Raw genomic sequence first — 13746 nt, forward strand, 5'->3', positions numbered from 1 at the left:
GCGAGTCCTTTGCGCTAGACCTTTGTGCCGCAGTTACAAGCTAGAACGAAATTATGAATGTAGCTTTACCGTTGTGTTAAAGTTTTGTGAAATAGCCTCGACTGATATTGCTCTCACCAAAGAGATCTGGCGCATATCGGTATCGAATACAAATCATGAATATACATACAGGTAATATAAACCACCAGGAAACTGCGCTAAAAAAACCGGCACTCCTGGGAGCGGACGATTTTTCGTCAGAACTATTCCTGGCCTCTTCGTTGGAAGACGCATTGGGATCTCCAGCATCTACATCACTCGCAGGATTCGTGTCAGTAACGCTGCTCAAACAACTGGTATCGCTAATTGCAGAATTGATATCGCCGGTTACCGTCGAAAGGTATACATCCGTTGTTGGCAGATTCGACGCTGTGTTTTCATTGACCACCAGGGTACGATTAGCAATTATGATGTCCCCGCCCGCATTAACAGCGAGTCGTGCCGGTGTAAGTACCGGCCTTGCTTCGTCGCTGACGCCGCAGTCCCCAGCACGATTAACCCCAAGGCCCGGCAGTGGTAGACGATCACTCCATCCATCCGCAGAACTATATATTCGCGCAAAATATTCCTTGCAATCCTCGGCACAACCTAGAACAACAAAACGTTCATTTGCTGACCCACGAAACTCTACCTCCGAATAGAGAAAAGCATTGAGGGCGTTAACGTATTGTATATCTTCGACATCAGTCTGAAAGAGCTGTGGAGTCTTCCAACCATTTCGTTCGTCATACTCAACAGTATAAACATTGGTGTTGCCCGCGTCGTTAACAGTTGCTGAAAACAAGACTATGCGACTCGCATCATTGCTACTGTCCACAAAAAACGGCCGGTAACCGGCCATAAGATAATACGTTGTAAAAAACGTAAACGTCGCGCCTGCCTCATCTGTTGACCACATTCCTGTATCCGATTCATATTTGTACGGTACAAGTCTCATCTCAAGCGAAGCGGGAAAGTCGGTATACGTCGGGATAAAACAAAAAATATCGCCTCCAACTCCTACATAAATCATCTCAAACGGGCATTGATCTGGCAGTTCGATTGCAGATTCCCATTGAGCAGAATCGATATTAAAAAAAGTTAACGTCGTTTCATCAAAGCGAAACAGTTTATTATTACCGAGACCAATATTTTCAGCGGCGATATCCTTAAATACGCTTTGCCAAGTATTGTCGCTTTGATATCGAAATACAGAAAAGTTTTTATTGCTCGATCTGACGGCAAGATAAAAAGTCTCTCCCGCAACAAACACAGCAATACCACCAATACTGCTAATCCCATCAAATCCGCCTGTTACCGGTATTTTTACGGGAACTCGCCAACCATCATTAGCTATATAGGCGACTGCCCAAGCCTCGCCTATCGCCTCGTCTGTTTCAGCCACATAATAAAGCACCGCATTACCGCTATCTGACTGGCGTATGCGTGTGTAAGGAGACGTAATATTCTCCACGATTAAAACTGGATCGCCAAGGCTATTAGTTGCGTCGATTGCCTGAGAAAAAAGCCCATACTGCGCCTTCGAGGACTCGTTTATTGATACACGAGGCCAGATGACCTGTCCGTTGCCTGTCGGGTCAATAATGACATGATGGGATGCGAGTGGTGCAAGTGCGCCGAGAACAAAGCCAAGATTGGTTTCTATCGCCGTATTTTTGACGGGACCTAGTCCCGCGTGTACAGTGGGTAGTGTGACCACTAATATGAGGCTTATAACAGCTATCAATATTCTCATGACGGGAATCCTTTCCGAAAAACATAAAGTAGTGACTGCCTGAACCACGATCATTCTACCTAACACTCGGATTCACGAACAGATCCCCTTGACAGGAATCTCTACAGCAACGCTTTATTATTGACTGAACGAGAATTCTTTAGAGGCAACGGACTCTTGTTATTGGGTGCAACAGGATATTGCAATTGAGCGAAATTCCGTCACTAAGCAGCTAAACCAAGGGAATTGTAATCGGCCAGTCTGGCGGTGAATAAGGTAGCGTTTTTATGGATGTCCCTACTAAATTTCAACATAGACGAGACCTTTCTAACAAAATTGACTGGCAGGTATTTGTCGACAAATTCGTATATTTTTCTCTACGGTACAAATACCGAATTAAATTCTCAAAAGCCAGGAAATCCGTAGAAAATATATAGGGCCGGATACTACTTTTTGTTAATATACACCGATACCAGGCCGGTATATAAGCGAATCGTTGTAACTGATCCTACTAATTCACACTGGGAATTGTATATGTTGCCAAGCACTTTAGAACGAGGATGGCCTGAATTATTCGCTCCTATTCTGTTCGTCATTACAACGTTTTTTATGAGCGGATGCGGGGTTTCAACCGTCGGGCAATCAACAGTAAATATTGGCAACGGTCAAATTGTTATCGAATTTCCCGAGTCCCTGGACAGACAGCTGTCCGAATCCACCGACGTAGTGGCAAAGATTTCAGTGGATGACGGCAAACAGCCGGAATTGTCGATAGATCGCAAAACGAAAAGCAATGCCTATTTGCGCGTATGTTCTAATGATGGCGCATTGGGGTTCCAAAAGCTTTCGGCTGACCGTCCCTTGTTGAGCGTAGACAGTGCCGCTATTTTAGACGGCGCCATCGGTGCAAAAGAAATGGTTGTCGTGTCGCGTATACTGTGAATAAGGTTTTGCCTTAGGCTATAAAGAGTCAGATACTCGCTTGATCGAAACCATCGCTCAAGCGTATCTTTTCTCGAAAAATGAAATGCCGGATTTTTGGGGAAAGTGTGATGCGCTCAGGTTTGACTATCGCGCTATACGTTCTACTTATCGTACTATCCGCTTGCGGCGAGCCAGGGCAAGGGGCTCGAAGCAATCGATTCTTATTGAATTACAGTTCTCCCGCGGATGGCGCTACGAATGTACGCCTGGATGAGCAGATCGTAATCGGTTTTAACCAGGCGATAGATGAAAACACCGTAAACAAAAATTCGTTTCGCGTGCAGGATAGCAAGGCCAAGAAAGATATCGCAGGCGTATTCACTTATCTGAGCGAGAATAGCAAGATCCTGTTTACCTCCGCCGCAGGCTATTTGCCTAACACATTATATACTGTCACCGTTGATCACACCGTCACCAATGAAAAGGGCGTGCACCTAAAAGACGTCGTAAAGATTTCCTTTACCACCGGCGAAAGTGATAAAACGCGGCAATACTTTCCCGATGTTAACGACATTGAGATTGGTCTCAACGCCAAGATAAAAGTCAATTTTGAACGCGCTGTTTTACAGTCCACACTCACATCACAGTCTTTTTATCTTGAAAAATTGCCTGAAAAGACCATCGTCGCCACCGGCATCGAGTATAACAACACCGAACAGGTCGCCACGCTGGTTCCATCAAGCCCGCTAATCGCCAATACGACGTACGCCTATGTCATCTCTAATACTGTTACCGACATCGCGGGAACGCCATTTTCGCAAACACCTATTTCAATACCGTTTAAAACCCGCGCGGCGAGCACCATAACAACATTGATCGGGACAAGCGAAGAAGAGGCATTGTTTGGCACTGCACTCTTTAATGACGTGCTGTTCGCGGTCGGGTACACCGAGGGAATACTGTCAAATAGTCCATCGGGAAGCGGAGATGCTTATATAGTCGCGGTGAATGCAAACACCGGCGAAATTCTTGCGCGCCATCAATTCGGAACCGCTTTACATGACATGGCAACTGATATCGTTATAGGCGGAAGTGGCGAGATCTATGTTCTAGGTGAAAGCGAGGGCTCGGTACAAACCGGCGCCGAAACCGTAAACACCATTTTTCTCGCGCAATACACGTTCATCAACAACACCTTTGCGCAGTCCTGGATGACAGAACTTTCCGCCAATATCATAGGCTCACAAGCGTTAGCGATCGACGTATCAGGCAATGTGTATATCGCCGGATACAGTGACGCATCATTTGGATTAAGTACCATTTATGGAAACGCCGACGTATTGGTATGGAAATACAATAAAACCGGCGCATTGCTCTGGGACTATAATGTCGGTAGTTTTCACGACGATGAAGTAGAAGACATCGCAGTCAGTAACAATTATGTTTATGTTTCCGGCCGTACCTATGGGGTGTTAGGTTCGTCGGAGGAGACGCTCGATCCAATTGATATATCGTTTATCAGCCAATTCACCAAGCAAGGCGTCCTGGTAAAGAACTATACGATTGATGAGCTGACTTCCGGTTTCAAATATATCGTCAAGGGCATCACCAATATCGGTGATGATTTGTACTTTACCGGTAATGTTGTACAACAGGTCGACCCCAACGTCACGCCAGGGACACAGCCATCCATCAATGACATAAAATCCAATATGTTTATCGCCAGGATAGACGCATTGACCAGTACCGTGGTCTTACTCAAAACAGAAGACAGTTATTCATCCCTAGGACATTTATACGGAAAAGTCATTCGGCCCGCCGCAGACAAATCTGCCTTGTTTGTAGGCTCCGAATGGGTACTGGACCAGGCAACTGACGACGTGAACATGAAATCAGTCGTTGGAAAATACAGCTTGAGTGGCGAAACTCTTTGGAACCCAGGCAATGGCGAAATCAGCGCCAGCGATCATGCAGAAGTCTATGACGTCACTGTTAGTCCATCGAATGAGGTCTTCGTCTCCGGACTCATACACGGCGATATGGACGGACTGATTTCAAACGGTATGGGTGATGGATTCGTCGTTAAGTTTGACAGCCAGGGCGTTAAACAATAGATTGTATCTATGCCCTTCTCCATAGCGGTTCTCCAACCAACTCATCTCCCTCACATAATGTTTAGCCGAAGTTTATTCACTCGTAGACACACTCAGAGTGTATAAATGATGTCATCAATACTGTCGGCAGACGCGACGACATCGCGCATCCGCAATTGGGCACTGGCTGGTGCGTGATACCGTTTCTGTTCCAATGCCAGCTACACTTCCTCTGATGGCACTTGGAATTCTCGGCCTTATGTTTCGCCGTCGGTGAGTTTTGCGAGATTGCGGGGACAGATTCCGCTTTTCAATCATTAACGAAAAGTTGTATCCGCCCCCACTTTTGACTATGCACTCACAGAAGTGAGTCCTTCGCAATCACCAGGCACATCATAATATAGTCTTTCCGGTATGCCTGCTTCTCTGCGGATGGCATTTTCGGAGATGCGCGTGTTTCTGTAGATTCCAAGTCCCACCGTACGCGCTTCCTCATGCTTTTCATAGGTATCCCCTGCCGAGTCAAAGCCATTTTTTAATTTGTAGCGATTAGTATCACCGCTCATGAAGTGCATGCAATGAATAAGTTCGTGTCCCAGGGCAACGTAAACAGGCGTACGGAGGCCGCCGAGAATGTCAGTATAATTGGCACGAGGTTCGAAGGCAGCGACGGCGCTGGTACCCACACGGGCGACAGAAAATTGATGCCCACCGACACCTGTCACCATGCGCCGTTTCGTTTTAAAAGGACCATAGCCTTCCAGCGTATCGATACCGCCGGCAACATTGTTGTGGTTTACCGCACGAAAGGCAAAGGTATTACCCGCTCTTTCTGATGCAATACTTCCGGGGCCTCGTCGAATGACACACCGAAGTCGATCGGGTGCTAACGTCGCACCACTAATCCCAACCCCTTGTGCCCGTTTGCTGATAATTTTTAACAAGTCGCTCCCTACACTGAGCAACTCTAAGGACTGTAACGCTCGTCTTGCATGCCCTTCAAAACCTTCATTGTCCTGCTCGATGAATATCCCCGGTAACCTTTGTTGATCGTATGGTACCTGTGCCATTTCGCCCTCCTAGTGAAAATAACTAATAAATTGTTTGAGTATGTGATATGGGCTCATAGTAAGCAACAACTGGCGACAAGAATATGAATTAGCTCACACCGAGATCAAGACAGCATTTCATAGCCTTCTTCTCAAACGAGGATACCCAGTCCTGCGGCCATCAGGGGCAAGATTTCTTTTTCCTGCGCGGATTTTCCCACATCCTATTCCAATTGGCGGAGCCGTAGCACGCGCACGAATGAATTTTCTTACTTACCACAGTAGGGCCACTTCGCCAAAAGCGGTACACCGACACGAATTAATTCATAGGCTCGCAGGCAATATCAAAATCGACATGGTAGTGCTCGTCATGCCTGACCCAGGACTTCTTTTCTTGAATGCGTATGTGTCTGAAAATGAAGTTGCCGTGTGAGCTTGCATAAAGCTGCGCCTGCAAATCCGGCTTGAACAAAACACGATGAAGGTAACTCGACCGTATTTTCAAAGCGCTCTTATGCACTGGTAGCATAACACCGGTTCTCGGCGCACCTTGTCGTGGACAACAGTGGGACTGTGCCGCCGACTAAGGAATGACTTTCCATAAATACCACCGAACCCCACTGAAAACCTTCACCAGACATTCATATCAGAAGGAGGTTGTCACTAAATAGGTTAATTGTAACTGAATTTAAAATAATTAGACCCCATCAGGTGAGTAGAAAAACATTGAATGTAATGCGACTTGAAGTATATATTTAGTCGACAAGTAAATTAGAAAAGCTAAATATTCGCCATGGAAAGCAAACGTCGTTCTCACATTCTATTTTCGCTGCTAATTACATTCGTCATCTACCTCACTTCTTGCAGTCACTCCGCAGATACTAATTCCCTGGCCGATAGTGGAATTACAGAAATCGAACTCAATAGTAATACCGTGGCCGTAAAAACCGGGAACGTTTGGCAAATAAAAGATAAGAACGGCATACCAGTTATAGAAATGACATTCGAAGAGGTATACGAAGGGCCGTCAAGGATACTCGTACGGAAAGGGCCTATCGAATGGGAATTGGATCTCGAAAACAAGCGTCTTAAACTACCCTATATTGTTCGCGAAAACCCCCTCAATCGAACACAAGTCATACCGATAGAAGATAGTCGCTATCTTATTCAAGATACGAGCGGAGTTGAGTTCGTGGATACGGATGGCGGCTTGCATCAAATTCTGTTCGACAACGGAACACGCTACCGGCAATTTACACCGTATTCGGCAGAGGAAGTAAGGGCCGATGAGAACACTTCTCGGTTTGAGTTGACGATTGACAAACAACGCCGGTTAATATTGCTTCTCATAGCAAACAATGAAAGATGCTGCGTTCATCGAGTTCACGATTTCGAGAGTAATTTACTATTCGAGGTTGATGCAATCTTTCTTCTTCCCGTAGGAGATAATTTATTCGTCACAAGGACTGTGGATGATAATAAATTTCGTATTTTAGACCGGCAAGGAAAATCAGTGTATGAATTCGAAGAAATATACTTGCAACCAGAGACAACACTTAGATCGAATATTGTCTTTAAGCTCTACACTGGTGAATACGGGGTATTTTCGCTGGACAGCTATGAGTGGACAGCCAAGTTTTATTCAGACAATGTCACAAGCATCGGCCAAAATGTCGTGGCTACTATAAACGGCAGAGTCTCTATCTACAAGCCAGACTCAAAGGCTTTTGTTGAAACATCATTTGAAGATTTTTCTATCGAGAATTCGAACGAAACACACATCACGGCGAGTTTAGATGGAAAATGGGGCATATTGGATCTGGACGGAAACGTCATACACGAAGCACTCTACTCGGAATTACAAACCACACCCGATGGCAGCATCCTGGCAAAAGATGGAAATAATTGGGCCATCCTAAACATTCAAGGAGATGTTGTCAGCCTCAAGGGCGACGGAATTTTTGAAAGCCCCGATCCAACATCTGAAAATGGAATTGTCTCTTTTGGGACGCCTCGGCAGTCACACTTTCTAGATTTTGACGGCAAGGTCATTTTCAAGGACTCACCAGCATCCAAATTCCAATGGGAAGTTGACCCTGGCGAACAGCAGGAAGACATAGCGTTATTGCAACAGTTAAGTCCAAAATTCGATGGACTTGGCCAACCATCAGAAGGTTTAATTGCCTTTTTTAAATGGATTGAAACACCGGAGGGCCTGAGCTACGGATTCGGATACATTAATTATCTCGGCGAGATTGTTATTGATGCGCAGTATAAATTTGCTTTCCCCTTCCATAACGGAGTCGCCATCGTAAGCAAAGACAATGAGTACTATCTTATCGACAAACAAGGAAATAGAGTCACTCCTGAGAATGCCTATCGGCTTATTACAAATTCTGATGGAGACGATTACTACATTACGCAAAAAAATAATCTATACGGAATTCTCGAGGTTACAAACGATTCAGAAATAAGAGAAGTAGTCTCTCCGAAAACTTGGCTCGTATCAGAACTTGGTGACGAAAGATTCCTGGTCCTGCGTAACGATGAGCCCAAAGAGTTGGTTATTGATGTGGAGGAAAATACGTATTTCACAGACTTCGAATCAATATCTAAGTTCAATGAAGGCGCGGCAACATTTAGACGAGACAATTTGTGGGGACTTGTCGATACCCAGGGGAATATCATTACGCCTCCAGTATACGATGCGATACAATTTGAGAGTCTACATGGCCTAAGAGTAATTGAAGACGAACGCCGCAAAGGCGTGATCGATAGCGAAGGCGTACTAGTAATTTCACCGGTTTGGGGCGATGTCGAAATATTGAGAAAAGATAGATTCCTGGCAGCTAGCTATGTAGAAGAGCTGAATTCGATTTATGGACATGACATTTATCTTACTCAACTTTTGGATTTAGATGAGAATAATTTGATTGAAGGTGAATATTTTTCTCTTGATTTGTTTAACAATTTTTTAAAGGCCGACTACTGTGAGATTAAGGCCTTTCATAAAGAGAAGCAGATAACAGAACACAATTTGTGCTGGATAGATTCATCTGAAAGCAGCAACATAGTCATTACAACCACGCAGTACGGCAGAGGAAAATTCGAATTATTTGGGAAGTACTATCTGGACAGAAAAACTGACTTTGATATATACGACCTACAAGGAAATCATTTATTTCGAACTACCCTGGATCGCAAAGTCGAAACGATGATCGGTAACGCGTTATATACCTGGAAAATTGATTCGGTCAGCCTCGAACACAATTACCTTTTGGTGACTCGCTTTTTGAGCGATCAGCCGACGGACAGTACTGTTGGCCAGAATCTCAGGCCTGTTCACGAATCGGATTGGAACGAACGCGACAAAAATCTAAAAGGTATTTTAGACATATACGGACATGTCCTCATTCCTCTAGAGTATGAGGCGATTGCATATATCCCAGATAAAAACTCATTTGCCGCAGCAAATACAGCTGGAGAGCTGGTCATTTTTGACAGTGTCGGCCATGAAAAAATGCGATATCCCAAGGGAAAGGAACGATTACAGGCCATGGTCCCTGGATCGTATCCCTGTACGGAACAACAATTACCCTGGACAGAGTGCCTGGACAAGGCACTGGGACTTGATCCTTCTGAATTGAGAGTGCCTATAAACTAGTTTTGGTTGGGACATTTGGCTGTATCTAGCCTCACTTAGTTCTTGCTCATTCCCCAAACAAATCCAATTCTTATAAATCAAAAGCTATACTTTATTATTGTAAACAATCCCTAGAGACGCATCTAACACCGGGGAAAAACTGGCCAAAGGCTTTGTCCATTGTAGTCCTTACAGGCCCGAGGCAGTCAGGGAGTGATACGACAATCACAAATTGTGGCAAAGTGGGTTTAGACACCAATGTCTCCAACATTAGAGAACATGTGCGTCCACCCCCACATTATGCATTAGCGCGGCCGTGTGGCGTACCATCCACTTTGCGAACCCACGGCGATATCACCAAACTCGCCGGCTATTCTATACTTCGGATCACGAGTGTCGAAGGGAAACAGAAAACCCGAATACTCTTGCGTGAGAGTTGGCAGAACACGCTTAAAAGTTAGGAGGCCGGTACCAATAGTTGGATCCCAACGACCGTCCACGAAGTCGCCACTATTTATACTGCCCTCAACAATACCATCTTCCACCTTGAGTATTGTTAGCTTATAGATTCGTCCTGCGGCCATCATATGCCAATCCCCCAAAGGAAGCGCGCTGGAAGACGCGTATGGGCCAGGCCATATAGCTGAAGACGGAAAGCTACCCGGTAGCGATATATCTGCCGCGCGCGCATTGTTGAATGTAGTAACCGCAAGCAATGCGAGCATCACCAAAGTCACTTTGCGAAGAACGCTTACATAGGAAATTTTGTTATCAACGTAAACCATACTTACTCTCCCGAAGTTATGTTGTAGAACAGATCTTCAGTATTGCCGAGGCATTTGGAAAAGGCTGTGCGAAAACTAACAAAATGCCAGAAATCGTATCGTCGATAGAATGGGAACCGGATACTACTCCATTGTCAACAATACGGACTCGATTTCTTCCGCAGAGATACGTATCTCGTTGCTGCGAAATTTTGTATAACTATTTAGCATCGCGTCTCTGTTTGGCTTGTCACTATGAACCGAATACACATATCAACAGGGGATCATGTCTGCAAACAATATGTGTCAGGGCTGTCATCACAACCCCGGCATGATTGGTCAAAAAATTAAAGGCATGCCAACGTCGATACCGCAAAGTCATTACACAGATTTACGCAACACATCGGAAGTGCAAATAAAAACACCGGTCGGCGCGCGATATGTTTGTACACAGTGTCATGTACCTCAGGCGAATGTTCAGCCGTTGGTGGGGAATACGTTTCAGGAGTGATTCGCTTCAAAAGGGGTAAATAAAAGTGGCGCCTCGGCGTTGAATTTGGCCCCCACTTAATTCTTGCCGAATCACTATACGAAACCTACACTTACAAATCGAAAGTTATGGTTTGCAATTGTAAATGATCCCCAGAGACGCTTTTAACTCGCTGATAAGACTAGCTAAAGGCTTTCCCATTGTCTTCCTGACGGGACCAAGACAATCTGGAAAAACCACCTTGGCCAGGGAGCTGTTCAGCGAGAACGACGTCAACAGAACCATCTTCCAGTGTGAGTTTTTCGGTGCTTAGAGAGGGAGAGGTATCGGCATATGCTGCACATAGACAAATTGAAGTCTTTACCAGCCAAGAGGATTTCGAGACTGCCTATGATCTTTCTGGCTCTGAAATATCTCCGCCGCCTATACCCGTTGTAGACTTTTCGAATTCGCTTGTCATAGGCCTGTTCTTACATGAGCTCCCATCAATGGGTGAGCAGTCGATTGGTGTAAAATCGATAACCAAAAATAGTTTGGCAACCACAGTTAATATCGAACTAGTTAAACTAAAAGAAGGATGCCCCAGCGATTCCGCTATTTCGCAACCGTATCAGTTTATCAGCATGCAGAAGACGGATGTCCCAATGGTATTCAAAGAGACTTTGGTTGAGAAGGCTTGTGAATAGAAATATACGCATTCATGTTTACGATCGTAACTATATAAGCCCCACGCTTACCGAAGCTTAGTTTTAGAAATCTTTACGACACCCACATTCGACACGGTCTTTACGACGTCTACTAGCCGACAACCTTCTTCCAACTCAAAGATTGAACGAGAATTTACCAACTAAATACATGTTGATAGGCAAACCAAATAGGTGGTAAATAGGTTGGAGATCTTCACACGGAACGTGTAGCGTTTTCGATCCGGCTATTCAGTTACGTAGCAAATTACAAGGAGGTAATATGTTACACAATCGATTTTCCCCTGTTCTATTTATCGTATTTCTCGTTGCTTGTGCCGATAATGATAGCACTACTTCAAAACTCCATGGAACCTGGGTTACAGACTTTAGTGCTTTAGGACATGAAGGTCACTCTCACAGCACTTTCAATTCTGATGGAACCTATAAATTGGATATGGAGTTCGTTGTGGCGGGTAGCGACTGCTTTCTCGACGTGACGACAACGGGTACGTACGTAGCGAGCGCCACAACACTAACGATCACTCACGTGTCTGGCACCAAGGCCGTCACCCACTGCACAGAAACAACTTATAACCATGAGGAACGCGCAATGACGGATGAGGAAATCACCGGTTACAACGCTACCGGCGAGTTGACTTGGAGCGTCATTGATAACGTTCTAACGCTTACAGACGGAAGTAACGTAAATCGAACTTACAGTCTGCTGGTCGGCGACCCGGCGGAAGAACTTTATGACAAGTGGGTTACCGATTTAACACCTTTAGGCCACGATGGTTATTCTCACAGCACCTTTAATTCCGATGGAACTTATGAACTGGATATGGAGTTTATCGTAGCGGGCAGCGACTGTTTTCTTGATGTAATTACAAGCGGTACTTTTGTAGCAAGCCCGACAACAATCACCATCACCCATGAATCAGGCACTCGAGCAGTTAGTCAGTGCTCAGACACCACAAATAATCATGCTGAACGTGCGTTAACGGATGTAGAACTTGATAGTTATAACGCTACTGGAAAAATGCGGTGGAGTGTAGAAAATGGTGTGCTTACCCTGTCAGACGGAGTAAATCTTAACCGAACATATACGCGCCATGTGAGTAATTAGGGTAGCGTAAAGAATTTGCGACATAGAAACCGCTTTCGCTTGAGGGCAATTCACGTGCGTGTTTTATAATTAATAAATCAGAAATACCGGAATCAAATATACTAATCGCAATCATACTTGTCATAAAGAGAAAGCGTTACTGTCAGTTTATTATTCTTCGGCGTGTTATTCACTTTCAATGCGGATAATGATTTTTCCCTTTGCTCTGCCTTTGGCGCTAATTTCAAAAGCTTTTTTTATATTTTCTAATGTAAAGACAGAATCGATTACCGCTTTTATTGACTTCTCATCAATAAGCCCGGCAATTTTTGCTAATTGGCCGCCGTCTGCATACATTAAATGATGTTTATAGACGGCACCATATTTGGCGGCAAGTTTTTGATTTTTCCATAGGTTGATTTTACTGACCAACCTAACAATAAAGTTAGAGGTGTATTCTGAAACCGTTTGTGGATCCGGTATACCCAGTATACTGACTAAAACACCACCCGGTTTTAGAACCCGGTAGGACGACTTATGCACCTGGCTGCCAAGCGTATCCAATACAATATCATAATCGCTTAGTACATCTTCAATCGCCTGGTTATGGTAATCAATTATTTCATCCGCACCCAAACGTTGTAGCAGTTCAAAGCTGGATTTACTGCCTGTTGTGGCAACATATGCGCCCATTGCTTTGGCAAACTGGATAGCAAAGGTACCCACACCACCGGAACCGGCATGAATCAGAACTTTGCTCCCGGCAACCATGCCTGCTTTTTCGACTAATGACTGGTAAACGGTAAGCCCAACCAGAGGAATAGAGGCGGCTTCTTCAAAATTCATAGATACAGGCATCTTGGCAACAAATTTTTCCGGCAGGGAAAAATAGTCTGCGAATGCGCCCGTCTCTGTTTTTTCGCTGCGAAAAAAAACCTTATCACCCGGTTTAAAATGACTTACATTAGATCCGATACTTTCGACAACTCCGGCCCCATCACTACCTAAACGGGCGGGAAATTTAAACTTGGCCAGGGCTTTTAAATCACCATGAACTGTTTTCCAGTCAATCGGGTTAACACTGGCAGCCTTAACTTCTATAAGGACTTCATTCGCGACAGGTGTGGGCTTCTTAATATCATCAATAAAAACGTTTTCAAAAGTCCCGTACTTTTTAAATAAGGCTGCTTTCATAATCGTATATCCTTAATTCTTGCAAAAAATCCATTAGTGGGGAAG

At 44.7% G+C, this 13746-nt stretch carries 12 protein-coding genes; 7 read left to right on the top strand and 5 right to left on the bottom strand.

All coding sequences use genetic code 11. From position 1 onward, the window contains the following. Positions 1-76 precede the first annotated feature (76 nt). The gene (locus OEZ43_17730; GenBank protein MDH5547427.1) at positions 77-1774 is read right to left on the bottom strand and encodes a hypothetical protein; all 1698 of its coding nucleotides are present in this window, start codon (positions 1772-1774) and stop codon (positions 77-79) included. Positions 1775-2287: 513 nt separating this feature from the next. On the opposite strand from OEZ43_17730, the gene OEZ43_17735 reads away from it, so the two are divergent. Then, a complete protein-coding gene (locus OEZ43_17735) occupies positions 2288-2695 on the top strand; it encodes a hypothetical protein (GenBank protein ID MDH5547428.1) in 408 nt (135 codons plus the stop codon). Between the two features lie 110 nt (positions 2696-2805). Beyond that, on the top strand, positions 2806-4791 hold the full coding sequence (locus OEZ43_17740) for an Ig-like domain-containing protein (protein ID MDH5547429.1): 1986 nt from the start codon (positions 2806-2808) through the stop codon (positions 4789-4791). A gap of 329 nt (positions 4792-5120) precedes the next feature. Here OEZ43_17740 and OEZ43_17745 read toward each other — a convergent pair whose 3' ends face one another. Beyond that, the gene (locus OEZ43_17745; GenBank protein ID MDH5547430.1) at positions 5121-5840 is read right to left on the bottom strand and encodes a type III secretion system effector protein; all 720 of its coding nucleotides are present in this window, start codon (positions 5838-5840) and stop codon (positions 5121-5123) included. Positions 5841-6138: 298 nt separating this feature from the next. Then, positions 6139-6324: a hypothetical protein gene (locus OEZ43_17750; protein MDH5547431.1), complete on the bottom strand. Its 186-nt coding sequence runs from the start codon at positions 6322-6324 to the stop codon at positions 6139-6141. A 288-nt stretch (positions 6325-6612) separates the two neighbouring features. Between OEZ43_17750 and OEZ43_17755 the strand changes: the two genes are divergently transcribed. Then, complete coding sequence (locus OEZ43_17755) at positions 6613-9483, top strand: WG repeat-containing protein (GenBank protein MDH5547432.1); 2871 nt, start codon at positions 6613-6615, stop codon at positions 9481-9483. Between the two features lie 284 nt (positions 9484-9767). On the opposite strand, the gene OEZ43_17760 is transcribed toward OEZ43_17755, so the two are convergent. Further along, complete coding sequence (locus OEZ43_17760) at positions 9768-10247, bottom strand: hypothetical protein (protein ID MDH5547433.1); 480 nt, start codon at positions 10245-10247, stop codon at positions 9768-9770. 265 nt (positions 10248-10512) lie between these two features. Here OEZ43_17760 and OEZ43_17765 point away from each other — a divergent pair, with 265 nt between their 5' ends. The 4 genes from OEZ43_17765 (at position 10513) to OEZ43_17780 (ending at position 12528) form a co-directional block, all read left to right on the top strand. Further along, positions 10513-10737: a nitrate reductase cytochrome c-type subunit gene (locus OEZ43_17765; protein MDH5547434.1), complete on the top strand. Its 225-nt coding sequence runs from the start codon at positions 10513-10515 to the stop codon at positions 10735-10737. A 124-nt stretch (positions 10738-10861) separates the two neighbouring features. Continuing rightward, the gene (locus tag OEZ43_17770; GenBank protein ID MDH5547435.1) at positions 10862-11029 is read left to right on the top strand and encodes an AAA family ATPase; all 168 of its coding nucleotides are present in this window, start codon (positions 10862-10864) and stop codon (positions 11027-11029) included. After that, positions 11022-11402: a hypothetical protein gene (locus OEZ43_17775; protein MDH5547436.1), complete on the top strand. Its 381-nt coding sequence runs from the start codon at positions 11022-11024 to the stop codon at positions 11400-11402. The genes OEZ43_17770 and OEZ43_17775 overlap by 8 nt, the downstream gene beginning before the upstream one ends. A gap of 280 nt (positions 11403-11682) precedes the next feature. Beyond that, positions 11683-12528 carry a hypothetical protein gene (locus OEZ43_17780; GenBank protein MDH5547437.1) on the top strand — a complete coding sequence of 282 codons (846 nt, stop codon included), beginning with the start codon at positions 11683-11685 and terminating at the stop codon, positions 12526-12528. A gap of 165 nt (positions 12529-12693) precedes the next feature. Here OEZ43_17780 and OEZ43_17785 read toward each other — a convergent pair whose 3' ends face one another. Next, the gene (locus OEZ43_17785; GenBank protein ID MDH5547438.1) at positions 12694-13701 is read right to left on the bottom strand and encodes an NADP-dependent oxidoreductase; all 1008 of its coding nucleotides are present in this window, start codon (positions 13699-13701) and stop codon (positions 12694-12696) included. Positions 13702-13746: the final 45 nt, after the last annotated feature.

The sequence above is a fragment of the Gammaproteobacteria bacterium genome (genome assembly GCA_029881255.1).
Lineage (GTDB): Bacteria > Pseudomonadota > Gammaproteobacteria > S012-40 > S012-40 > JAOUMY01.